The sequence below is a fragment of the Yoonia sp. SS1-5 genome (assembly GCF_038443705.2).
GTDB lineage: Bacteria > Pseudomonadota > Alphaproteobacteria > Rhodobacterales > Rhodobacteraceae > Yoonia > Yoonia rhodophyticola.
In genome coordinates, this window is the sequence record NZ_CP151767.2 from 441,565 (window position 1) to 463,418 (window position 21,854).

Consider the following 21,854-nt stretch of genomic DNA (forward strand, 5'->3'; position numbering starts at 1 on the left):
ACCGCTTTATTCACTTAACAAAGTGTTAACGGGTTAACGCCAAAGGGGCTTGCGCTTGCCACGCGCCGCGCTTTCCCCTTAGGTGTCGCAAATACCCCACATAAGGCCCACGCAATGATCCAATCCATGACCGCATTCACCAGCCGCACCGGAACGCAGGACGACGTGACCTGGGCGTGGGATATGCGCAGCGTGAATGCCCGGGGGTTTGATCTGCGCCTGCGGCTGCCCGACGGGATCGAGGGGCTGGAAGCTGCGCTGCGATCCGCCCTTAAGGCCGCACTGGCCCGGGGGAATGTGACAGTGAATTTGCGCGTCACCAAGGATGAGGGTGCGCAGGCCCTCAGCCTTGATCAAACCCAGCTTGATGCGGTGCTGCAGGCGCTGGATGCCGTCCAAAACCGCGCCTTTGAAATTGGCGTCACGCTGGCGCAGCCCACGGCTGCGGATGTTCTGGCGCATCGGGGGGTCATGGTTGCGGGCAAGCCGGATGATGATGGCGCAGCCCTTGCTGCAGCCATGATCGGGGATGTGCCGCATCTGGTGGCGGATCTGATCAGGATGCGTCAGGAAGAGGGCGCGGCCCTGCATGATGTCATCACCGCACAGGTGGATCAGATCGCCAACCTGACCCAGCAGGCGGCAGCGGCCGCCGCCGCCCGTCTGCCCCAGATCAAGGAAAACCTGACAGCGGCGTTGCGGCGCGTTGTGGATGATGTGGCCGAGGTGGAAGAAGCCCGCGTTGCACAGGAACTTGCGTTATTGGCCGCCAAGGCGGATGTGACCGAGGAAATCGACCGCCTGCAGACCCATGTCAAAGCGGCCTACGCGCTATTGGCGCAGGATGCGCCGGCAGGGCGCAAGCTGGACTTCCTTGCCCAGGAATTCAACCGCGAGGCCAATACGCTGTGTTCAAAGGCGCAGTCACCGGCGCTGACGGCGATCGGGCTTGACCTTAAGGCCGTGATCGACCAGATGCGCGAGCAAATCCAGAACGTGGAGTAATCAGATGGACAGACGGGGCCTGTTGATCATTTTGTCATCCCCATCAGGTGCGGGGAAGTCCACGCTGGCTGGCCGATTGCGCGCGTGGGATAACAGCCTGCAATTCTCGGTCTCGGCGACAACACGCGCCCCGCGCGCGGGCGAGGTCGCGGGCAAGGATTATGTCTTTGTGGATGTGCCGGAGTTTCAAAAGCAGGTGGCGGATGGCGAAATGCTGGAACATGCCAAGGTGTTCGAGAATTACTACGGGTCGCCCGAAACCCCGGTGCGCGCGGCGATCAATACCGGCCGCGATGTGTTGTTCGACATTGACTGGCAAGGCGCGCAGCAAATCAGCAACTCGGCCCTGCAGGAACATGTTCTGTCGATCTTCATTCTGCCCCCGTCCATCGCCGAACTGCACCGCAGGCTTGTCAGCCGTGGGCAGGATGCCCCGGACGTTATCGAAAGGCGGATGCAGAAAAGCTGGGACGAAATCAGTCATTGGGATGGCTACAATTACGTGCTGATCAATGATGATCTGGACGAAACCGAAGAGCGGTTGAAGACCATCATCAGCGCCGAACGCCTGCGCAGATCACAACAACCCGCCCTGGTCGGTCACGTGCGGGCATTGCAGACCGAGTTCGGGGAAATGGCATGAGCCTGTTTGCCCTCGGTCCGGATCAGCCCGTCGTCGATGCCCAGGCCTGGGTCGCGCCCGGTTGCTACATTATTGGTAAGGTGACGCTAGGGGCCGGGGCCTCTGTCTGGTTTGGCTCTACGCTGCGTGGCGATAACGAGATGATTACGATAGGGGCGGGCAGTAACGTGCAGGAGAATTGCGTGTTGCACACCGATATGGGCTATAAGCTGACCATTGGGGAGGGGTGCACCATTGGGCACAAGGCCATGCTGCATGGCTGCACCATCGGCGAAAACAGCCTGATTGGTATGGGGGCGACGGTGCTGAACGGGGCCCGGATCGGGGCGAATTGCCTGATCGGGGCGGGTGCGCTGATCACCGAAGGCAAGAAAATCCCTGACGGCTCGCTGGTGATGGGCGCGCCGGGGCGGGTGATCCGGGAACTCGACGACAAGGCAATCGACGGATTGCGGCTATCTGCGCTGCATTACCAAAAGAATGCAGCGCGGTTCCGGGAAAATCTAAGGCCGGTCTAACTACTCGCCCGCCATGCGGGGCATCAGCAGCAGGTCGAAATCAAGCTGCGGCGCCAGTGATTTGACCTCGCGTCGGATCAGTTCGGCATCGGGCAGATCGTCTGCAATGGCCCGATACCGGCCACTGAACCGCAATTCGATCAGTTTCATCGCCACGTCAACGGCATCAAAATCATCCGCAACAAGCGGTGACAGCACCATATCAGGCGCATTGTCATTCATCACGGCCTCATCAAGGTCGCTTACCGCGACAAAGTCAAAGCCATCAAGTGGTGGAACAACACGTCCCTGTGCCTTCCATCTTTCAAGATCGCCGATCACGAGCGTTTTGCTTTGCAACTCGTGCAATTCTTCTGCAAATTCGATCTGCCGGTTCTGTCCCGTTTGACCTGCCATTTATGTTACCATCTCATTCGCTAGGTTGTTTGGTCATTCCTGAAATCAACGCGGGGTAGGTCAGGAATGTTCCGACCCGGAAAAAAGAATTGCTGCGAAAATTCCACTATTTTGGCAAAAAAATGTACTAAGTCGCGGGAAAGGGGCGGATTTTTCACCTGTCGAAATAATTTGCGGATCTGGATGGATTGTCACCCTTTACAAAAGTTGGATATTCCGGCCACCGCGCCACGACCCCGCATTTGACATGAGTAAGCAGAATGGCCTCTGACCATATCCCGGAGATTATCGACGCGCTTCCGGCGCCCACCATAGTGATCAATGCAGATCAGCGTGTGCATGCAACCAACCCACCTGCTGACGCGCTGTTGGGGGCAGGTCTTGTGGGGAAACACTATATCGCTGCCCTGCGTCAGCCTGCCTTGCTGGATGCGATCGGCACTGTGAGCGGCGGGGTCGGACCTGTGCAGACGCGCTATGCAACGCGGGACGGCACCAAGGACACGACCTACAGTGTCATGGTTGCTGCGGCCGGGCCGTACACGATCTTGTCCTTTGTGGATCAGACGGCCTCCGAGGATGCCAACAAGATGCGCCGGGATTTTGTCGCCAATGTCAGCCATGAATTGCGCACGCCGCTGACCGCCTTGCTGGGATTTATCCAGACCTTGGGCGGGGCGGCACGCAACGACCCTGATGCGCGCGAGCGTTTCCTCGGCATCATGGCGCGCGAGGCCAACCGCATGACACGGCTTGTCGACGATCTGCTGTCACTGAGCAGGGTAGAGGAAGATGAACGTATCCGCCCGAAAACATCTGTCGAAATGGGGCGTCTTTTATCGTCTGTCATCAAAGGGTTGGAGCCGCAGATCACCGATGCGGGCGTCACGGTCGAACTGGATGTGCAAACCCCTGTTGAGACCGTGCCCGGCGATGCCGGTCAGCTGATACAGGTGTTCACCAATCTTGTCGAAAACAGCATCAAATATGGCGGGCAGGGCAGCACGGTGCGGGTCACGCAAGAGCCGCGGACCCATCACGCGCGCCTGCGTGCGGATGGCGTGCTGATCAAGGTCAGCGATGATGGTGAAGGGATCGCATCGCACCATCTGGCCCGGCTGACTGAAAGGTTTTACAGGGTCGACAATCACAGATCGCGCGAGGTGGGCGGGACCGGCCTTGGCCTTGCCATCGTCAAACATATCATCAACCGTCATCGGGGGCGTTTGATCATTGAAAGTGAGCTGGGCAAGGGGACGGATATCAGTGTGATCCTGCCCTCTGATCCGCTGTCATAAAACTTTTACACAACTGTCACAAAAGGGTTTTGTCCACTTCGTAGGAGGGCGCCAACGGTCACGCGGCTCGCGCGTGATCGCATGTTGACTGACAGGAGATTATTGATGTCGATCATGAAACTGACTGCGACAACCGCAGCAATCGCGCTGATGACAACTGCCGCTGCCGCCCGTGACAATGTGCAGGTTGCCGGCTCTTCCACGGTGCTGCCCTATGCGGCCATCGTCGCCGAGATTTTTGGCGAAAACTTTGACTTTCCAACACCCGTGATCGAATCTGGCGGATCATCTGCCGGGTTGAAGCGTTTCTGCGAAGGCGTTGGTGAAAACACCATCGACATCGCAAATGCATCGCGCGCGATCAAATCATCCGAAGTGGCGGCCTGCGCCGAAGCTGGCGTGACTGACATCATCGAAGTCCGTATCGGTTATGACGGCATCGTCTTCGCCTCTGACATCAACGGGAACGGCTTCGCGTTCACACCCGAAGACTGGTACAAGGCGCTGGCCAACGAGCATTTCATTGATGGTGAACTGGCCGCAAACACATTTACATCCTGGAACGAAGTCAATCCGGACTTCCCCGATCAGCCGATCCAGGCCTTCATCCCCGGCACCAAGCACGGCACACGTGAAGTGTTTGAGGAAAAAGTGATCCTGGCAGGCTGCGAAGAAGGTGGGTTCTTCCAGGCGATGCTGGATGCCGGTGTTGATGAAGACACTGCCGAAGGCAAATGCATGGCGATCCGCACCGATGGCCGGTCTGTCGATATCGACGGTGACTACACCGAAACGCTGGCCCGGATCGAGGCTGATACAAACGGCATCGGCGTCTTTGGTCTGTCATTCTACGAAAACAACACCGACAAGCTGCAGGTTGCGACAATGTCCGACGTCGTGCCAAGCACGGATACGATTGCATCCGGCGACTATCCGGTGTCGCGTCCGCTCTATTTCTACATCAAGGCGGCCCATATCGGTGTGATCCCTGGCGTCAAGGAATTCGCGGAATTCTTCGTCTCTGACGATATCGCGGGCCCTGACGGCCCATTGGCCGAATATGGTCTGGTATCCGATCCAGAGCTGGCCAATGTGCAGGAAACAGTCTCGAGCGAAGTCGTGATGGGCTCGGGCACCTAAGCGCTATACAATCGCGGAGGTGCCTGTTTCGGGCGCCTCCGACCCCCTTACAATTCTTAGGGTCTTTGCCATGCAATCGCTGATGCCATCACTTCTGGTCGTCCTTGTTCTGGCTGTTACAGGCTATTTCATTGCAAAATCTCGCGCGTTGAAAGTTGCCGATGGCGACATCCGCACACTTGTCTCGCTACCCAAACAACATGGCCTGAATACGCTGATGGCAACGCTGGTTCCGCCTTTCGCGGCGGTGTTGCTGATTGCGCTGTATCTGCGGCTGACGGATGGTGAAGGGTCGTGGTTTGTCGGGCTGCTGATGGTGGCACTGGGGATCACGGGCTGTGCGCTGTCATTGATCGGGATCCGGAAAGAAACCCGCGCCCGCACCATGGCCGAGCGCTGGATCCTCGGGTTGCTGATTTTTGCCTCATCCGTCGCCATCATGACCACCGTCGGCATCGTCATGTCGATGCTGTTTGAGACGGCAAATTTCTTTGGCCAGTACCGCTGGCAGGATTTCTTCTTTTCGACCAATTGGTCACCGAATTTCCGTGGTGATTCCGATCTGGGCATCCTGCCGCTCTTGTGGGGGACGCTCTATGTCAGCTTTATCGCGCTGGCATTTGCAGTGCCGGTGGGGCTGTTCGCTGCGATCTACCTGTCTGAATATGCCGGGCGGCGGATGCGATCTGTGGCCAAGCCCGCAATCGAAGTGCTGGCGGGTATCCCGACCATTGTTTACGGCCTCTTTGCCTTGTTCATCGTTGGGCCGGGATTGCGCGATTATTTCGCCGCGCCCATGGGGTTAGGGGAAAGTGCGCTATCGGTGATGACGGCCGGATTGGTGATGGGGATCATGCTGATCCCGTTCGTCAGTTCGTTGTCCGACGATATCATCAACGCAGTTCCACAGGCGATGCGCGATGGCTCGCTTGGTCTAGGGGCCACAAAGTCGGAAACCATCCGGCAGGTTGTCGTGCCGGCAGCACTGCCCGGCATTATCGGGGCGATCCTATTGGCCGCGTCACGCGCGATTGGCGAGACGATGATTGTGGTTCTGGGGGCAGGGGCCGCGGCCCGCTTATCGCTGAACCCGTTTGAAGCGATGACAACGGTGACGGTCAAGATCGTCAGCCAGTTGACCGGGGACACGGATTTCGCCAGCCCCGAAACCCTTGTGGCATTCGCGCTTGGCCTGACGCTGTTTGCGATCACGCTGGGTCTGAACGTCTTTGCCCTCTACATCGTGCGCAAATACCGGGAGCAGTACGAATGACCTCATCCTTGCTCAAATTTGATGCGCGCACCAAAAAGCGCAACGCAGCCGAAAAACGGTTCAAGGCTTACGGGCTGTCTGCGATCATCATTGCGATGCTGGCGCTGGTTTTCCTGCTGGGATCGGTCCTGTCTAACGGGCTGAGCGCGTTTCAGCAGACCTATATCGCGCTGGACGTCACCTTGCCGGAAGAAAAGCTGGATAAATCCGGGGTGCGGGATCTGGAAGTCATGTCCAAGGTCACGACAATCGGCTATGCGCCAGTGCTGCGCGATGCGCTGATTGCGAAACTGGCCGAACTTGGGATTAAAACAACCCTGTCCAACAAGGAAATCGGCAACATGATTTCCAAGGAAGCAGCTGCAACCGTCAGGAACCGTGTGCTGGCCAACCCCGATCTGGTTGGCACAACCGTACCGTTTGATGTGCTGGCCTCGGGTCGGATTGACGGGTTGTTCAAGGGGCGCGTCACAATGGAAAGTGCCGCCCTTGACGGCAATACCTCGCCCGAGGCGTTGATGGCCGCACAGGCCCTGGCCGATGCAGGCGTGATCGAAACCAAGTTCAACTGGAACTTCTTTGCCTGGCCGGACGCATCCGATCAACGGCCCGAGGCCGCCGGGCTGGGGGTGGCCATACTGGGCTCGCTTTACATGATGGCCGTGGTGCTTTGCCTTGCGCTGCCAATCGGGGTGGCGTCATCCATCTATCTTGAAGAATTCGCGCCAAAGAACCGGTGGACGGACATTATCGAGGTCAACATCTCGAACCTTGCCGCGGTACCGTCAATTGTCTTTGGTATCTTGGGTCTGGCGATTTTCATCAACTTCATGGAACTGAACCAGTCCTCCCCGCTGGTGGGCGGTCTGGTGCTGACATTGATGACCCTGCCCACGATCATCATCTCGACCCGGGCAGCGTTGAAATCTGTCCCGCCCTCCATTCGTGATGCGGCATTGGGGGTGGGGGCGTCCAAGATGCAATCGGTGTTTCACCATGTCTTGCCGCTTGCCGCACCTGGCATTCTGACCGGTACGATTATCGGGCTCGCACAGGCGCTGGGTGAGACAGCACCGCTTTTGCTGATCGGGATGGTCGCCTTTGTGCGCGAATACCCGGCCGCATTCACGCCCGAGGCCGGACTATTCGGCGAAGCGGCGACAGCCCTGCCTGTGCAGGTCTTTAACTGGACACAACGTTCTGACCCAGCGTTCTTTGAGCGGGCCTTTGCGGCAGTGATCACATTGCTTGTGTTTCTTCTGATAATGAACGCGGTCGCCATTTTCTTGCGCCGCAAATTTGAGCGGCGGTGGTAGGAGAGCTATGTTGGACGACAGATATCACGCGGACCGGGCAGCAAGTATTATGCAAGACATCAAGATCAAGGCCAAGAACGTGCAGGTCCACTATGGTGAGACCCATGCCATCAAGGACGTGAATGTCGAGATTGCGGACAAGACCGTAACGGCCTTTATCGGCCCGTCCGGTTGCGGCAAGTCGACATTCCTGCGTTGCCTGAACCGGATGAATGACACAATCGACATCTGTCGTGTGCAAGGCGACATCCAGATCGACGGTGAAGACATCTATGACCCAAAGGTGGACCCCGTCCAGCTGCGGGCCAAGGTCGGGATGGTGTTTCAAAAGCCCAACCCGTTCCCCAAGTCGATCTACGATAATGTCGCTTACGGCCCCAAGATCCACGGGCTGGCCCGCAACAAGGCCGAGCTGGACGAGATTGTCGAGAAATCCCTGCGCAAGGCTGCGTTGTGGACCGAAGCCAAGGACCGCCTTGATGCGCCCGGCACGGGCCTGTCCGGCGGGCAGCAGCAGCGCCTTTGCATCGCGCGTGCCATCGCTACAGCGCCCCAGGTGTTGTTGATGGATGAACCATGTTCCGCACTGGACCCGATTGCGACGGCACAGGTTGAGGAACTGATTGACGAGCTGCGCCAAAGCTTTTCGGTGGTCATCGTGACACACTCCATGCAGCAGGCCGCCCGCGTCAGTCAAAGGACCGCGTTCTTCCACCTTGGCAATCTGGTGGAATATGACGAGACCGACAAGATTTTCACCAACCCCGAAGATGAGCGGACGGAAAGCTATATTTCCGGACGGATCGGCTAGGATTCAGACATGAATGAACAGCATATTTCATCGGCCTATGACCGCGATCTCGAGGCGATCACAGCCCTGATCATGAAAATGGGCGGCCTTGTTGAAGAGGCGATCATCAAGGCGGCCAAGTCCTTGGCGCAACGCGATGTGGAACTGGCCGAGGAGGTCCGAAAAGGGGACAAGGCGATTGACGCCCTCGAAGTGCAGATCAACGAAGAGGCGGCCCGTACAATTGCGCTGCGCGCCCCTGTCTCCAAGGATTTGCGGTCCGTGCTGACCGTGCTGCGGCTTGCAGCCTCGCTCGAACGGATTGGCGACTACGCCAAGAACATTGCCAAGCGCACATCCGTGCTGGTCGATATGGCGCCGGTCAACGGCAGTGACGCGGCTTTGCGGCGGATGGCCCGCGAGGTTGAACAGATGCTCAAGGATACGCTTGATGCCTATCTGCGCTATGATGCGGAGCTTGCCGAAGACGTCCGTCAGCGCGACCACGAGGTCGACCAGATGTATAACGCGCTGTTTCGGGAATTCCTGACATTCATGATGGAAGATCCGCGCAACATCACCGCCTGCATGCATCTGCATTTCATGGCCAAGAATATCGAACGCATGGGCGACCTGACCACGAATATGGCCGAACAGGTGATCTATCTGGTCACCGGCGAAATGCCCGACGAAGCCCGCCCAAAAGGCGACAAAACCGCATATGTGACTGACCCGAGTTAACAGCAATGACCCAACAGCCCCATGTTCTGATTGTCGAAGATGAGGATGCCCAACGCGAGGTATTGGCCTATAATCTTGAGGCTGAAGGCTTTCGTGTCAGCCGGGCCGAAAATGGCGAAGAGGCCTTGATCTGTGTCGAGGAAGACGCGCCTGATGTGATGGTGCTGGACTGGATGATGCCCTATCTTTCGGGGATCGAAGTTTGCCGCCGGATCAAGATGAAACCCGAAACCCGCGGTATTCCGATCATCATGCTGTCCGCCCGGTCTGAAGAGGTCGACAAGGTGCGTGGGCTGGAAACCGGCGCTGATGATTATGTGGTCAAGCCGTATTCCGTGTCTGAATTGATGGCCCGTGTGCGCACGCAGCTGCGCCGGGTGCGTCCGGCGACGGTTGGTCAGGTCCTGACATTTGACGACATTGTGCTGGATGCCGAAACGCATCGTGTCACGCGCGGCGACAATGCACTCAAGCTCGGCCCGACAGAATTTCGCCTGCTGACCACATTCATGGAAAAACCCGGCCGCGTCTGGTCGCGCGATACTTTGCTTGATCGGGTCTGGGGGCGGGATATTTATGTCGATACCCGCACGGTTGATGTCCATGTTGGTCGGCTGCGTAAGGTGTTGACGCAATTTGGCGGCGAAGATCCGGTACGCACCGTGCGCGGCGCAGGATATGCGCTGGGGTAAGAACGTTCCGTCCCACGTTGTGAACGGCGGCCATGGCTTATCGGCACGCGCCTATTCGTTAGGCTAGGCCAGATGCGATCCACCAGATGTTGCCACAGGGGTCCTTTATGCCGGCCATCCGCTCGCCATGCGGTCGGTCATTCGGCGTCATGACCGATGTCGCACCAAGCCCCATCGCAATCGCATAAGTCTTATCCGCGTCATCGACCGAGATATGCATCTGGGACAGGTTGGCAGGATAGTCATCGGTGCTTTCATTCAACATAATCAATGAGTTGCCGACCGTCATACGCGCATGCTGAACGGTGTTGTCATCGTACCGGTCCAGCTTGACCACCTTTGCGCCAAACGCTGCGGTCAGAAAGCCCATCAGGCGATCTGCATTCTGCACCGTGAAATATGGGGTGATTGTTTGTTGAACTGCATCGGACATGTCATCATTGCCTGCCAGTTTCGATCAGATTGGTTTGCGCAATCTGGCAGACACAGTCGAAGGCCGCAATGTCCTGCCTCGCACCAGTTACCACGTCCGGTCTCCGTGCGCATGACTACGCTTGCAATCAATGTGCATCGGTTCAATTCAACCGAACCTGTAACCTGGCAAAGGCGCATATTGAATTGTTCAATACGACGTCATGACCCAGAAGTTGGAGCCGCGATACCTTGTCGACCAAGCGCGCGATGAGGCATTCGACCTCCAACAAAGCGAGGTGCATGCCGACGCACATGTGGACGCCAGCACCAAAGCCCAAATGACGCCGCGCGTCTTTGCGTGACATGTCGAAGGTATCTGGATCCGCGAACACGGTTTCGTCTCGGTTGGCCGACGCAAAGAGCATCATGACACGTGCATCTTGCGGGAGCACGATGCCTGCCTCGACCGTCTCAGCCGCGACGTGCCGGGTGAAAGACCGGATGGGTGTGCCGAGGCGTATCGCTTCGTGCACGGCGTTGGGGATGAGGGTGCGATCCGCCTTCAGCCGCTCAAATTGCGAGGGATCACGCGCCAGATAATAGATTAAATGACCGATGGCTGAGATTGTCGTGTCCAGGCTGGGGTTCATATAATCCCGGATCGCAAACGGCGCGAGGTCCGGGTCAATATCGCCGGTGCGGGCCATCTCGCTGATGCGATGGGTCCAACTGCCAGGTTTCAATTTGGCGGGGGTTACCTCGCGGCCGATGAATTCCCGCATCTCTTGTATCGCGGGGCAGGCGGCTTGCCCCCGTGCATTTTGAACGCCCAGAACATCAAAGGCCGCTGCGGCCCATTTCAGCATATTTTCCCGCCCGAAGTCGGGCAGTCCGACAAGGTCCCGCACAACCGCCAGCGGCAGGCCTTGCGCCAAATCTTCAACTGCGTCGATGGACCCTTTCGCAACTGCCGCATCGACCAACTCTGCCGCCACCTCTTCGATCCGGGCGCGGTAGGTCTGCACGGCCTTTGGGGTCAATGGCGGCTGCATGGCACCGCGCAAAGCATCATGGCGGGCGCCATCCGAAGCGACAGTGTTGCCCTGCAAATGCGCGCAACCAAAATCATCAGCGGCCACGCCTTTGCCGGAGACATAGACATCAGGCCGCCGCAAAGCGGATCGGACCACGTCGTATTGTGTAAAGGCGTAGTTGCCATGGGCGGTCATCCAGACCACCGGGCCCTTTTCGCGCAACCGCGCGTAATGCGGCCATGGATTGCGGATGACCTCATCCGCGTAGAGATCAATGTCATCTCTTGGGCAGGTCGAAGGCGGCGCTGAATTCTTCATTGCCTCAAAATACAACCATGCTAACCTTGGTCAACAATATTGCATAAGGGAGGAATGCATGACGTATCGTGTTGCACTAGCAAGCCTTTGCGCATCCGTCGCTTTGACAGGTCCGGCGCAGGCGCAGGACATCAACCTGACCATGTCGCACTATCTGCCGCCCGTTCTGGGGCTGCATGTGGATTTTCTGGAGCCATTCGCCCGCGAGCTTGAAGAGAAGTCCGGCGGCAAAGTGGCCGTGGATATTCAGACAGCAGGCAGCTCGCTTGGAACGATCACCAAGCAGTGGGACCAAACACAGGACGGGTTGACGGATATTTCCTTTGGCCTGCACGGTATCCCGCGTGGCCGTTTCATCTGCACACAGGTCGTTGAATTGCCGTTTCTCACGGATAGCGTGGAAGAGGCGAACAAGGTTCTTTGGGGTCTCTTTCCCGATCATCTGGCCGAAGAACATGCTGGTGTGAAGGTACTGGGCCTGATGGCCCATGATCCGGGCGTTTTGGCAACCAACGGCAAGCGGGTCGAAAAGCCCGAAGACCTCAAAGGGCTGCGCATTCGTGTCCCATCGCCCTTTATCGCGGCGATGCTCGAAGATTTGGGCGCGGTGCCTGTCGGGATGCCGCCCGGTCAGGTGTATGAGAACATGCAGACCGGCGCGATTGACGGCGTTGTGTTGCCTTGGGCGGGATTGAAAGAGTTCCGCATCACCGAGGTGACCACCAACGCGATTGAGATCGGGGCCTATACAACGCCCTTCTATTTCGTGATGAACGAGGACACCTATAACGACATGCCCGCTGATGTGCAGTCCGTTGTGGATGAGATTTCAGGCGACGCGTTGGTCGCAAAGTTCCCCGATTGGTGGACCGCTTGGGGCGCCGCGGGGCCTGCACAGATCACAGATGCAGGCGGCGAGGTGATCTCGCCGGATGCCGCCCTGTGGCAGGAATGGATTGATGCGACCGCTGGCACCGTGGCCCGTCTCGAAGCTGACCTCGCCGCAGAATGCGGGCCACAGCTGATCGCGGCCGCGCGTGCGCTGGCCGCTGACTGATCTTAACTCAAGGTGCTGGCGGGCTGGTGTCGCCAGCGCTACCTATTGGTGATGCGCATCAACAAAATCGTCGATACCGCCACTATGGCACTTGTCTGGGTCGGCGGCCTGCTTGTCCTGGGTGTCATGCTCTTGACGATCGGAGACATTGTATCTCGTTGGGCCTTTGCCAAAGGCTTCATCGGCCTTGTGGATGTGACCCAGTTCGCGGTCGTGGGCTTTGCCTATCTTGCGTTGCCCCGCGTGTTCTGGACCGACGCAAATGTTGCGATTGAGCTTTATGATGACCGCCTCTCGCCGCGCGCGGATGCGGCGCTGCGGGCCTTCGCCCTGATGCTGGCAATCGGCATTGTCGCGCTGTTGCTGCGTTATGGCTGGGTGCAGGCGGAACGCACATTGCGCTACGGGGATATTTCACAGAATATCGGCATCCCGATGGTTGGATTTTGGGCGCTGATCCTGTGCGGCTTGGCCATGTCGGGGCTGATTTGCCTGCTGCGACTGTGGCAATGCGCGGCAACGCTCGTTTCAGGAAAGCGCGCCGATGCCCATTGAGCTTTGGGGCGCTGGCGGCTTTGTCGTCCTGATCCTGTTGATCCTTGCGCGCGTGCCGGTGGCCGTTGCCATGGCAAGCGTTGGCGTTGTGGGCGGCATTCTGTTGAGCGGGGTCAAGAAGACCGGGCTCATCTTCTCTGCGGCTGCCTTGGAAAGCGTCTTTCCCTACACGCTGTCGGTCGTGCCCCTGTTCATCCTGATGGGTGTGTTCGTCACCCATGCGGATCTATCGCGCAAGCTCTACGATGGGATCCACGCGCTGCTGTGCCACAAGCCCGGCGGCTTGGCCCAAGCCACGATTGGGGCTTGCGCCATGTTTGGCGCGATCTGCGGTTCATCGCTTGCAACGGCCGCGACCATGACCCGTGTCGCGCTGCCGCAAATGCGGGCGCGGGGCTATGCGGACAGCCTCGCCACTGGGGCGATTGCAGCAGGTGGAACGCTGGGCATTCTGATCCCGCCCTCCATCATCTTGATGATCTACGGCGTGCTGACGGGGACCTCCATCGGCAAGCTGTTTCTTGCGGGGCTGATCCCCGGCCTTTTGGGCACGGCACTTTATATGCTGGCCGCGCGCTACGCGGTTTGGCGCGACCCGCAAGCAGGGCCACCCGAGGCGCGCAAAAGCTGGTGTGAACGCGGGCTGGCGTTGCTGCGGATTTGGGATGTTTTCCTGCTGTTTGGTTTGGTTCTGGGCGGCATCTATGGCGGCTGGTTCTCGACCATCGAGGCGGCTGCCGTGGGCGCATTTGGCGGGCTGATCGCTGCCGTCGCCCGGCAAAAGTCGCTGCGGTTCCTGCCCAAGGCACTGGACGAGGCCGCGCGCACCACAGGCATGATTTTCATCATCATCGTGGGCACTGCGGCCTTCAACGCCTTTATCGAGCGGACGCATCTGCCCAACACGATCATTGGCTTTGTCGCTGATACCGGCCTCAGCCCGCTTATGGTTTTGATCCTGCTGATGGGTATCTATCTGGTGCTTGGCTTTATCATGGACGGGCTATCGGTCATCTTTGTGACGATCCCGATTGTGTTCCCGCTGGTGCAATCACTGGGGATTGACCCCGTTCTCTTTGGAATCCTCGTCGTGACTGCGACCGAGATTGGCTTGATCACGCCGCCTGTGGGCATGAACCTCTTCGTGATCAAGGGCATTGCGCCTGAGCTGAACATACGCACCGTCTGGAAAGGCGTCGTGCCCTTCATCGCGGCGGATGTGATCCGTCTTGCCCTATTGATCGCATTTCCAATCCTAACGCTGCTTTTGCCTGGTGCCGTGCGTTAGCGCCCAAACTCCTTTGAGAGGGTTTGGCAAGCCGCACGCAGTGTCTGTGCGACAGCGCCATGCGGGGCATGGTCATACTCACCCGACCAACCCAGAACGGTGACGGCAAGTGACAGATCGGAATTGTAGGCGAACACAGGTGCAGAGAGGGACGCGATGCGCGGCAACAGATCACCGTCGACAAAGCCGATATCGGCTTTCAAAACAGCGTTCTTGATGGCGTCAGCCTTCACGTCGCCTTCTTCCGCAACCAATGGGACGATCTGTTTTTCGTTGCCCCAGGCCAGAAACACACGCCCCGTCGCCGATGTCAGGATCGGCAGAACGAGCCCCGCGCGCGCCTCAACCGTCAGCGGCTTGAACCCTTCGAAATAACGGATGATCGTCGGACCACGATTGCCCCAAACGGCGACAAACACCGCCTCGCCAATCTCGTCGCGCAGCGTTTCGGCAACCTCGCACGTGCGGTCCACCGTGTCCAACCGGCTGAGCGCTGAAAGCCCCAGACCCAGCGACGTCGTCCCAAGATCATAGGCCCCGCGCCCGGTCTGCCGGAGCGCGCCGCACCGTACCAATGAGACAAGGTAGTGGTGAACCTTAGAGGGCGAACTATCCAACGCCTGGGCAATCTCGGCCACACCGACCGGACCGGCAGAGGCTTCTACGATACGCAATATGTCGAACGCCCGTTCGACCGACTGGACGCCTTTGCGCTCGCCGGGCTGAAGCTCGGCGGAAAGCGGCGGTTTGGGCGTTTGCAACCGCACGAGCGGTTTGAGGGTTTGGTTTTGGCTCATGATGACAGCTTATACGCGTCTTTGGAGTATGGGCAGCGAGAATATGGGGTAGGGGTCAGGATTGTCCCCAATGAACTGAGCATCTGCGACTCGTGCGGGGCGTAGAATTACATGGTCAGGTTCCAAGCAGCCTGCCATCGTGACTGAACACGCTGGCGCATGACCATCTTCGCCGGTGCCTCAGACATCGGAACTATGGGATCACCAGGTTTGGCAGCGTCATTGAGATCGCGGGCACAAAAGTGATCAGCATCAGCGCTACGAAGATTGCCAGGTAGAATGGCCAAATCGTTCGCACCGCCTTTTCCATCGGCAGCTTGCCAACGGCACACCCAACGAACAGGCATGTTCCGACCGGTGGCGTACATAGTCCCAGTCCAAGGTTCACAAGCAAGATCATGCCAAACTGGACAGGATCAATCCCGAGGCTTTGCATCACGGGCAAAAAGATCGGCGTGCAAATCAAGATCAACGCAGCCATGTCCATGATCATGCCAAGCAGCAGCAAGACGGCGTTGATCATCAACAGGATCAGTATCGGGTTTTCGCTGATCGCCAGCAAAAATTTCACCGTATTGTCCGGCACCCTGTAAAACGTCAGCATATACGCGAAAGCACCGGCGCAAGCGATCAGGATCGTGACCATCGAGGTTGTGCGCACAGATGAAATAACGGCTGTCTTGAACTTTTCCCAGGTCAGGCTGCGGTACACAAACACCGTCACGACAAAGGCATACATGGCGCCAAACGCCCCGGACTCGGTCACCGTAAAGATGCCGGACAAGACACCGCCCACGATAATCACGGCCGTCAAAAGGCCCGGAATGGCCCCGGCAAAGCTGAACAGCAACGCCGACCAACCGGGGAATCTTTCAGCTTGATAGCCGCGTTTGACAGCAACCAGATAGGCGGCGACAGCAAGGCAGATGCACATCAGAACGCCCGGAACAACACCTGCAAGGAACAGTTTCGAAATCGACACAGCACCACCGGTGGCCAGCGCGAAGATGATCATATTGTGGCTCGGCGGGATGATGATGCCGGCAATCGAGGACGTCACCGTCACGTTGACCGCATAGTCTGCGTCATAGCCCTTGTCCTTCATCACAGGCACAAGGATCGACCCCAACGCAGAGATGTCCGCAATCGCCGAGCCGGAAATGCCGCCAAAGAGCATCGACGAAAACACGTTCACAATCCCAAGCCCGCCACGGACCGCACCAACGGCGGCTTGCGCGAATTTTACAAGACGCTGCGCGATGCCGCCGTGGAACATCAACTCGCCCGCGAAGATAAAGAAGGGGATCGCCATGAAAGCATAAACGTTGATGCCCGCAACGATCCGCTGAAACCCGACGAACAGGGGCAGGCCTTCATGCCAGAATGCGACAAGCGCTGCGATGCCCAGAGCAAACGCCACCGGAACGCCAATCATGACGCAGAGGGTGAAAGCCCCCATCAGAACCATGAATCCCATGTCTTAACCCTGATCGATGTTGTCTTTGCGCGCGTCATGCCCAAGGAAGACGCGCAAGAGGTGGCCTGCGGAAAACAGAAAGAGCAAAAGCCCACAAATGGTCATCGGCAAAGATCGCAGCCCTTCAGACCACTGGATCAAAGGGATGAGGGTCTTCCATTTGAACTGTGTCAGTTCCCATCCGTACCAGAACATCATGCCGCCAAAGATCATCATCAGCGTATCACTCACCATGACAAAGACGGTGCGCACTGGCCCCGGCACGATGTTGCGAAAGACGACGACCGACAGGTGGGTGTGCTGGTGCACGCCCGCTGCGGCCCCAAAGAATGCGATGACCATGACAAGTAGCAGCGAGACCTGCTCGACCCAGGTTGGTGTGTCGTTCAACACATAGCGGCCGAAGACCAACCAGGCGAAGATCGCCGTCATCACAACAAGCGCCGTGCCAGACAATAAAAAGCAAAGCTTCGTCAGCAAGTCGTAGCTTTTGTCGAGCGACGTCAGAAACCGTGGTGGCTCGTCTTTGGTTCGCATGCTGGGTCCCCGCCAAAAAAACGCCCGGCACCGAAAGTGGCGCCGGGCACTGTCTTAAACTAACGCGTGCAGATCACTCGGTTGATTGCGCGATTTCGACCAGCGCTGCCATGTCAGGATTGACCGCGAGGTACTCTTCATAGACCGCACCCATGGCGTCCTGGAAGGGCCCCTTGTCAGCGATTTCGGTCACGACGATGCCCGCGGCCTCAACGTCTGCACGGGCCTGCTCGGTTCCGACCGCCCATAGCTCGCGCTGATAGAGTGCTGCTTCTTCGGCGGCGGCGCGTACGGCTGCTTGCATGTCTTCGGACAGGGCCTCGAACTTAGCGGTATTCACGCAGATACACTCTGGAATGATCAGGTGCTCGGACAGTGAATAATGCGTCGTCACCTCGTAGTGACCGACGTTTTTGAAGGATGGGAAGTTATTCTCGGCACCGTCCACGACACCGGTTTTCAACGCCTGCTGCACCTCGGCAAAGGCCATCGGGGACGGGTTGCCGCCCATCGCAGAGATCATCGAGGTGTAGAGATCGTTGTTCATCACGCGGATTTTCAGCCCTTCGACGTCAGCAGGCGTTTCAATCGCTTTCTGCGCATAGAAAGACCGCGCACCGGCATCAATCCAGGCAATTGGCATGATGCCTGCTTCTGCCATGGCTGCGCCCATGACGTCACCTGCTTCGCCCTCAAGCACACGGAACATGTGCGGCACGCTTTTGAAGATGAACGGCAACGACACAAGGTTCGCCTCTTTCACGATCGGGCCAATCGGGCCGAGGTTGAAGTTGCCAACATCAATCGCCCCAATGCGGACTTGTTCAATCGCATCAGGCTGCGAGCCCAAAACACCACCGTGGAAAACATCAACGGTCACCTCACCACCCGTCTTGTCCGCAACCAGCTCGGCAAACCGATCCATTGCTGCGGTATTGGGATGGCCTTCGTTGTGGATGTTCCAGGCGCGCCAGGTTTCTGCGGTGGCTGCCGTGGCGAGCACGGCAATCGTGCTGGCGGCGACAATGGTTGTTGTCAGTTTCTTGAGCATCATGTCCTCCCTTTGAGCTCACGCGCCGCGCTTGAACCGGCGCTATATTATGATCTAATTGTGGTGACTAGTATCCCAGAATGTCAACTGCAAATTCCGCGGACTCGGCGCGGCCTTCAGGGCGGCGTCAATTGGCGTGCATTTTCCATGGTTTAGCGGTAATCCGTTTTCGACAATTGATCAGACGAGTGAACGATGCCGCTGGAGATTAGAAACAGGACCGCGCCCCGGACGACCACAGATATGGTGTTTGAAACGCTTCATGCACAGATTCTTTCGCTGGAACTTTTGCCGGGCGCCCGGATTTCCGAGGCAGAGGTGGCGGCCAAGCTAGGTGTCTCCCGGCAGCCGGTCCGGGATGCCTTTAACCGGCTCAGCAACTTGCAGCTTTTGAAAGTCCGGCCACAGCGCGCCACCGTCGTCAGCGGATTTTCCATTACAGAGATCGAGAATACCCGCTTTGTGAGGCTCGCGGTCGAGCTGGAAATCGCGCGGCTGGCCTGCCAGAACTGGGTGCCGGCAAACGCCCAGCTGCTTAAAGAGAATATCGCGCAGCAAAGGGCCGCGATCAAGGCGGGCCAAACGCAAACCTTTCACCAATTGGACTATGACTTTCACAAACTCATCTGCGAATTAGGCGGGCACCCCCTTGCGTTTCAAACCATCGTCGAGTGCAAGCAAAGGGTGGACCGCCTTTGCATGCTCAGCCTCGCCAGCAGGGATGAAGTTGCCGCCGTACTCGTCGACCACGAAAGCATCGCGGACGCGCTTTCGAGTGGGTCCATCGAGAAGGTCGAAACCGTATTTCGCCGACATCTCGGGCGTCTCGATAGCGTGATCAGCGATATTTACGCAACTCACGCTGAATTTTTCGACAACTAGGGTCCTGACCCCAGGGTCCGCCTAATAGTTCCAGATCGTCCCGTCCTCTAGCCGCACGACGGGGTGACTGCTGGGCTGATAACGATAGCGCTTGGCCTCGGCCTCGTCGAAATCAACACCCAGACCGGGTGCATCGCTGACATAGAACTGCCCCTCTGTCATCCGATGCCCAGAGGGAAACAGCGCGTCACAGGCGGGGGTGCCCAGCACCAGGTATTCCTGAATACCAAAATTGGGCGCCCAGGCGTTCAGATGGGCTTGCGCCGCCATCGAGATGGGCGAGTGGCTGGGTGCCCCGTGGAAGCCTGTGCGCACATTGTGCAGCCCCGCAAGATCGACGATGCGACGGACATGGGTTATCCCGCCGGCATAGGCGACGGCGACGCGGATGAAATCAATCAGTTCTTGCTCGATCAGCCTGTTGCAGTCCCAAATCGAATTGAACACTTCGCCGATCGCAATCGGGGTCGTGCTATGCTGGCGGACAAGGCGCAGGGCATCCTGATCCTCTGCGGGGGTTGGATCCTCCAGCCAATAAAGCCCGACCGGTTCGACCTCTTTGGCAAAGGCCGCGGCCTCACGCGGGGTCAGGCGGTGGTGGACATCATGCAGCAGCGTAAGGTCGGGGCCAAAGCGGTCGCGGACTGTGGCGAGGGCCTGAGGCATAAACCGCATGTAACGATCAGTGTCCCAGATCTCGATCTTGGGGCGAATACCGCTGAAATCGGTGATGAAATCACCATCTGTTCCGCTGGCTTCGGGGACCGCATAGCTGGCGGTTGGCATGTCTGGGATACCGCATTGAACACGCACGGCCTTGTAGCCACGTTCAAGGACCTTGGCGACGCTGTCACACAGATCTTCCAGATCAGCGCCTGTCGCGTGGGCGTAGACCAACGCGCTGTCACGGCTTTTGCCACCCAACAAGTCATAGACTGGCATCCCCGCCAACTTGCCCTTGATGTCCCACAGCGCCATGTCGATGGCCCCAAAGGCCGCCATCGCGATGGGCCCCCGGCGAAAGTAGGCGCCGCGATAGAAGAACTGCCAGATGTCTTCGCTGCGCCGCGGGTCCATGCCGATCAGGTTTGGGATCAGGTAGTCCTGCAAATAGGCCGCCGGCAGCGTTTCGCGATTATTAAGCGTTGCGTCGCCAAGGCCATAGACGCCCTGATCGGTCATGATCTTCAGGGTGACATAGTTCTTACCTGGCCCGCCGACAAAGACCTTGGCGTCTGTGATTTTCACTGCGGTATCTCCTTTGGTTTTGGGGTCAAGCCGCGACATCCCTCTGTTTCCAGTCGCCGCGCCGCAAGCGGCGGTGGAACGGCAAGAACTTGACGATTTCCTCCCACAGAAACAGTGAAAACACCCAGAACGCTGGCAGCCCAAAGGTGAGCACGAACAATGCGGTGGCCGGCACCCGAAAGGCCCATTGGCTCCAAATGAAGATGTGCATGACATAGACCGTGTCGCCTGCCGCCCTCAAAGTATTGCCGCAGATCGCATTTGTGGCACGGGGGAACTGGATGACCATCAGGATCGGCAGAAAGCCAAACAGGGTGGCCCGTGTTTCCGGCTCCAGATCTGGGTAGATCCTGTCGAGCGACAAACACATCACCAGAAAGATTGCGGCAACGATACCCGCAGCGAGGAAAGCACCGCGCCAGGCACGGGACAGAAACCGGTCGAGCACCGGGCCGGGCGTCCTTTTGCCAAGCAGTTGTGCGACGAGGATTCCTGTTGCTTGCGTCCACTGCATCGCGACCTGTCCGGCCAGCAAATTCCATGGCGCGATCAATGTCATGGCGGCAAAGGCGTTCAGGCTCATATTCGCATAGATCAGCGAACACACATGGGTCGCCAGTGTCGCACTGATGAATGTGGCGGCAATCGGCAGCGCAAAGGTCAGATGCCGATGAGCCGTCCGCGCCAACGTATCATTGCGCCATCCGACGCTTTGAAACACGGGGCCGTGCCGACGCGCGAGCATTGCCAGCCAAACAACGGTTTGCACGGAAATCGCAATTGCACTTCCTGTCGCGGCACCCGCGACACCCATCGCGGGCAGCCCCCACAGCCCGTGGATCAGTCCCAGCGAGGCGACAATGTTGATCGGAACCGAAATCAAATACCCCAGCAACGGCAGTTTGGTCTGGCTGCACCCATTAAAATAGCTGGCAATGCACTGTCCAATGGCTTCGCCCAGCAGCACAATCGAGAAAATCGCAAGATAGGTCCGGGCCTGCGTTGCGACCGCAACACTTGGGGCGAGCGCGTCAACCACGGCCCCGGCCACCAGATTGATCACAACGACGCCGCCCACGCCAATGCTGACGCTGATCGCAAGGCCCGAGACCAATGCAGACTTGAGAAACACCGGATCACCAACGCCATATGCCTGTGCTGTGCGGATCTGCATCGCATGCGAAAAGGCAAAGATGACCCCTAACACGATCCCGCCAAGGGCCGCGGCCAAGCCCATCGCAGCCAATGCACCTTCGCCCAGTGGCGCGACCAGCAACCCGTCAATCACCACCGTGCCATGCAAAAACAGGGCCTTTAGCGTCATCGGCCAAGCCAATGCAAAGACGTCCCTCGCGCCGGGTGCTGATATCGCGGTCATTGCACT

Annotated in this window: 23 protein-coding genes; 14 read left to right on the top strand and 9 right to left on the bottom strand. The window is 58.2% G+C overall.

Annotation, left to right across the window (positions count from 1 at the left end; genetic code table 11):
• The first annotated feature begins 114 nt into the window (after nucleotides 1-114).
• From AABB31_RS03690 to AABB31_RS03700, 3 genes are read left to right on the top strand one after another with little or no spacing between them, the layout of a single operon-like run.
• Nucleotides 115-1,005 carry a YicC/YloC family endoribonuclease gene (locus AABB31_RS03690; protein WP_342075797.1) on the top strand — a complete coding sequence of 297 codons (891 nt, stop codon included), beginning with the start codon at nucleotides 115-117 and terminating at the stop codon, nucleotides 1,003-1,005.
• A 4-nt stretch (nucleotides 1,006-1,009) separates the two neighbouring features.
• On the top strand, nucleotides 1,010-1,648 hold the full coding sequence (gmk, locus tag AABB31_RS03695) for a guanylate kinase (protein ID WP_342075796.1): 639 nt from the start codon (nucleotides 1,010-1,012) through the stop codon (nucleotides 1,646-1,648).
• Nucleotides 1,645-2,166 (top strand): gamma carbonic anhydrase family protein, encoded by a 522-nt coding sequence (locus AABB31_RS03700; protein WP_342075795.1) that lies wholly within the window; start codon nucleotides 1,645-1,647, stop codon nucleotides 2,164-2,166. The genes gmk and AABB31_RS03700 overlap by 4 nt, the downstream gene beginning before the upstream one ends.
• On the opposite strand, the gene AABB31_RS03705 is transcribed toward AABB31_RS03700, so the two are convergent.
• On the bottom strand, nucleotides 2,167-2,562 hold the full coding sequence (locus AABB31_RS03705; protein WP_342075794.1) for a hypothetical protein: 396 nt from the start codon (nucleotides 2,560-2,562) through the stop codon (nucleotides 2,167-2,169). It abuts the gene before it with no gap.
• Nucleotides 2,563-2,822: 260 nt separating this feature from the next.
• Between AABB31_RS03705 and AABB31_RS03710 the strand changes: the two genes are divergently transcribed.
• The 7 genes from AABB31_RS03710 to phoB all read left to right on the top strand — a co-directional run bounded on the left by AABB31_RS03710 (nucleotide 2,823) and on the right by phoB (nucleotide 9,812).
• Nucleotides 2,823-3,860, top strand: coding sequence for an ATP-binding protein (locus AABB31_RS03710; RefSeq protein ID WP_342075793.1), 1,038 nt, complete (start codon nucleotides 2,823-2,825; stop codon nucleotides 3,858-3,860).
• A gap of 105 nt (nucleotides 3,861-3,965) precedes the next feature.
• Nucleotides 3,966-5,000: a substrate-binding domain-containing protein gene (locus tag AABB31_RS03715; protein WP_342075792.1), complete on the top strand. Its 1,035-nt coding sequence runs from the start codon at nucleotides 3,966-3,968 to the stop codon at nucleotides 4,998-5,000.
• A gap of 70 nt (nucleotides 5,001-5,070) precedes the next feature.
• Nucleotides 5,071-6,273: a phosphate ABC transporter permease subunit PstC gene (pstC, locus tag AABB31_RS03720; RefSeq protein WP_373635443.1), complete on the top strand. Its 1,203-nt coding sequence runs from the start codon at nucleotides 5,071-5,073 to the stop codon at nucleotides 6,271-6,273.
• On the top strand, nucleotides 6,270-7,589 hold the full coding sequence (pstA, locus tag AABB31_RS03725) for a phosphate ABC transporter permease PstA (RefSeq protein WP_342075790.1): 1,320 nt from the start codon (nucleotides 6,270-6,272) through the stop codon (nucleotides 7,587-7,589). The genes pstC and pstA overlap by 4 nt, the downstream gene beginning before the upstream one ends.
• 49 nt (nucleotides 7,590-7,638) lie before the next feature.
• Nucleotides 7,639-8,400 carry a phosphate ABC transporter ATP-binding protein PstB gene (pstB, locus tag AABB31_RS03730; RefSeq protein ID WP_342078894.1) on the top strand — a complete coding sequence of 254 codons (762 nt, stop codon included), beginning with the start codon at nucleotides 7,639-7,641 and terminating at the stop codon, nucleotides 8,398-8,400.
• Between the two features lie 9 nt (nucleotides 8,401-8,409).
• Nucleotides 8,410-9,120: a phosphate signaling complex protein PhoU gene (phoU, locus tag AABB31_RS03735; protein ID WP_342075789.1), complete on the top strand. Its 711-nt coding sequence runs from the start codon at nucleotides 8,410-8,412 to the stop codon at nucleotides 9,118-9,120.
• 5 nt (nucleotides 9,121-9,125) lie between these two features.
• Nucleotides 9,126-9,812, top strand: coding sequence for a phosphate regulon transcriptional regulator PhoB (gene phoB / locus AABB31_RS03740; RefSeq protein WP_342075788.1), 687 nt, complete (start codon nucleotides 9,126-9,128; stop codon nucleotides 9,810-9,812).
• A 58-nt stretch (nucleotides 9,813-9,870) separates the two neighbouring features.
• Here phoB and AABB31_RS03745 read toward each other — a convergent pair whose 3' ends face one another.
• Together AABB31_RS03745 and AABB31_RS03750 are read right to left on the bottom strand one after the other, a co-directional pair.
• Nucleotides 9,871-10,245 carry a VOC family protein gene (locus AABB31_RS03745; protein WP_342075787.1) on the bottom strand — a complete coding sequence of 125 codons (375 nt, stop codon included), beginning with the start codon at nucleotides 10,243-10,245 and terminating at the stop codon, nucleotides 9,871-9,873.
• A 142-nt stretch (nucleotides 10,246-10,387) separates the two neighbouring features.
• A complete protein-coding gene (locus AABB31_RS03750; RefSeq protein WP_342075786.1) occupies nucleotides 10,388-11,578 on the bottom strand; it encodes a cytochrome P450 in 1,191 nt (396 codons plus the stop codon).
• A 58-nt stretch (nucleotides 11,579-11,636) separates the two neighbouring features.
• On the opposite strand from AABB31_RS03750, the gene AABB31_RS03755 reads away from it, so the two are divergent.
• From AABB31_RS03755 to AABB31_RS03765, 3 genes are read left to right on the top strand one after another with little or no spacing between them, the layout of a single operon-like run.
• Nucleotides 11,637-12,635, top strand: coding sequence for a TRAP transporter substrate-binding protein (locus AABB31_RS03755; protein ID WP_342075785.1), 999 nt, complete (start codon nucleotides 11,637-11,639; stop codon nucleotides 12,633-12,635).
• A gap of 51 nt (nucleotides 12,636-12,686) precedes the next feature.
• Complete coding sequence (locus AABB31_RS03760; protein WP_342075784.1) at nucleotides 12,687-13,190, top strand: TRAP transporter small permease; 504 nt, start codon at nucleotides 12,687-12,689, stop codon at nucleotides 13,188-13,190.
• The gene (locus tag AABB31_RS03765) at nucleotides 13,180-14,478 is read left to right on the top strand and encodes a TRAP transporter large permease (RefSeq protein WP_342075783.1); all 1,299 of its coding nucleotides are present in this window, start codon (nucleotides 13,180-13,182) and stop codon (nucleotides 14,476-14,478) included. The genes AABB31_RS03760 and AABB31_RS03765 overlap by 11 nt, the downstream gene beginning before the upstream one ends.
• Here AABB31_RS03765 and AABB31_RS03770 read toward each other — a convergent pair.
• From AABB31_RS03770 to AABB31_RS03785, 4 genes are all read right to left on the bottom strand, one after another.
• Nucleotides 14,475-15,275: an IclR family transcriptional regulator gene (locus tag AABB31_RS03770; RefSeq protein WP_342075782.1), complete on the bottom strand. Its 801-nt coding sequence runs from the start codon at nucleotides 15,273-15,275 to the stop codon at nucleotides 14,475-14,477. The two genes, AABB31_RS03765 and AABB31_RS03770, sit on opposite strands and share 4 nt — an antisense overlap.
• Before the next feature lie 193 nt (nucleotides 15,276-15,468).
• The gene (locus AABB31_RS03775) at nucleotides 15,469-16,752 is read right to left on the bottom strand and encodes a TRAP transporter large permease (protein ID WP_342075781.1); all 1,284 of its coding nucleotides are present in this window, start codon (nucleotides 16,750-16,752) and stop codon (nucleotides 15,469-15,471) included.
• A 3-nt stretch (nucleotides 16,753-16,755) separates the two neighbouring features.
• Complete coding sequence (locus AABB31_RS03780) at nucleotides 16,756-17,289, bottom strand: TRAP transporter small permease (RefSeq protein WP_342075780.1); 534 nt, start codon at nucleotides 17,287-17,289, stop codon at nucleotides 16,756-16,758.
• Between the two features lie 73 nt (nucleotides 17,290-17,362).
• Nucleotides 17,363-18,343 (bottom strand): TRAP transporter substrate-binding protein, encoded by a 981-nt coding sequence (locus tag AABB31_RS03785; protein WP_342075779.1) that lies wholly within the window; start codon nucleotides 18,341-18,343, stop codon nucleotides 17,363-17,365.
• A gap of 240 nt (nucleotides 18,344-18,583) precedes the next feature.
• Here AABB31_RS03785 and AABB31_RS03790 point away from each other — a divergent pair, with 240 nt between their 5' ends.
• Complete coding sequence (locus tag AABB31_RS03790; protein WP_342075778.1) at nucleotides 18,584-19,222, top strand: GntR family transcriptional regulator; 639 nt, start codon at nucleotides 18,584-18,586, stop codon at nucleotides 19,220-19,222.
• A 21-nt stretch (nucleotides 19,223-19,243) separates the two neighbouring features.
• Here the strand turns inward: AABB31_RS03790 and manD are convergent, their stop codons facing one another.
• Complete coding sequence (gene manD, locus AABB31_RS03795) at nucleotides 19,244-20,470, bottom strand: D-mannonate dehydratase ManD (protein WP_342075777.1); 1,227 nt, start codon at nucleotides 20,468-20,470, stop codon at nucleotides 19,244-19,246.
• A 25-nt stretch (nucleotides 20,471-20,495) separates the two neighbouring features.
• The gene (locus tag AABB31_RS03800) at nucleotides 20,496-21,848 is read right to left on the bottom strand and encodes an MATE family efflux transporter (RefSeq protein ID WP_342075776.1); all 1,353 of its coding nucleotides are present in this window, start codon (nucleotides 21,846-21,848) and stop codon (nucleotides 20,496-20,498) included.
• Nucleotides 21,849-21,854 lie beyond the last annotated feature (6 nt).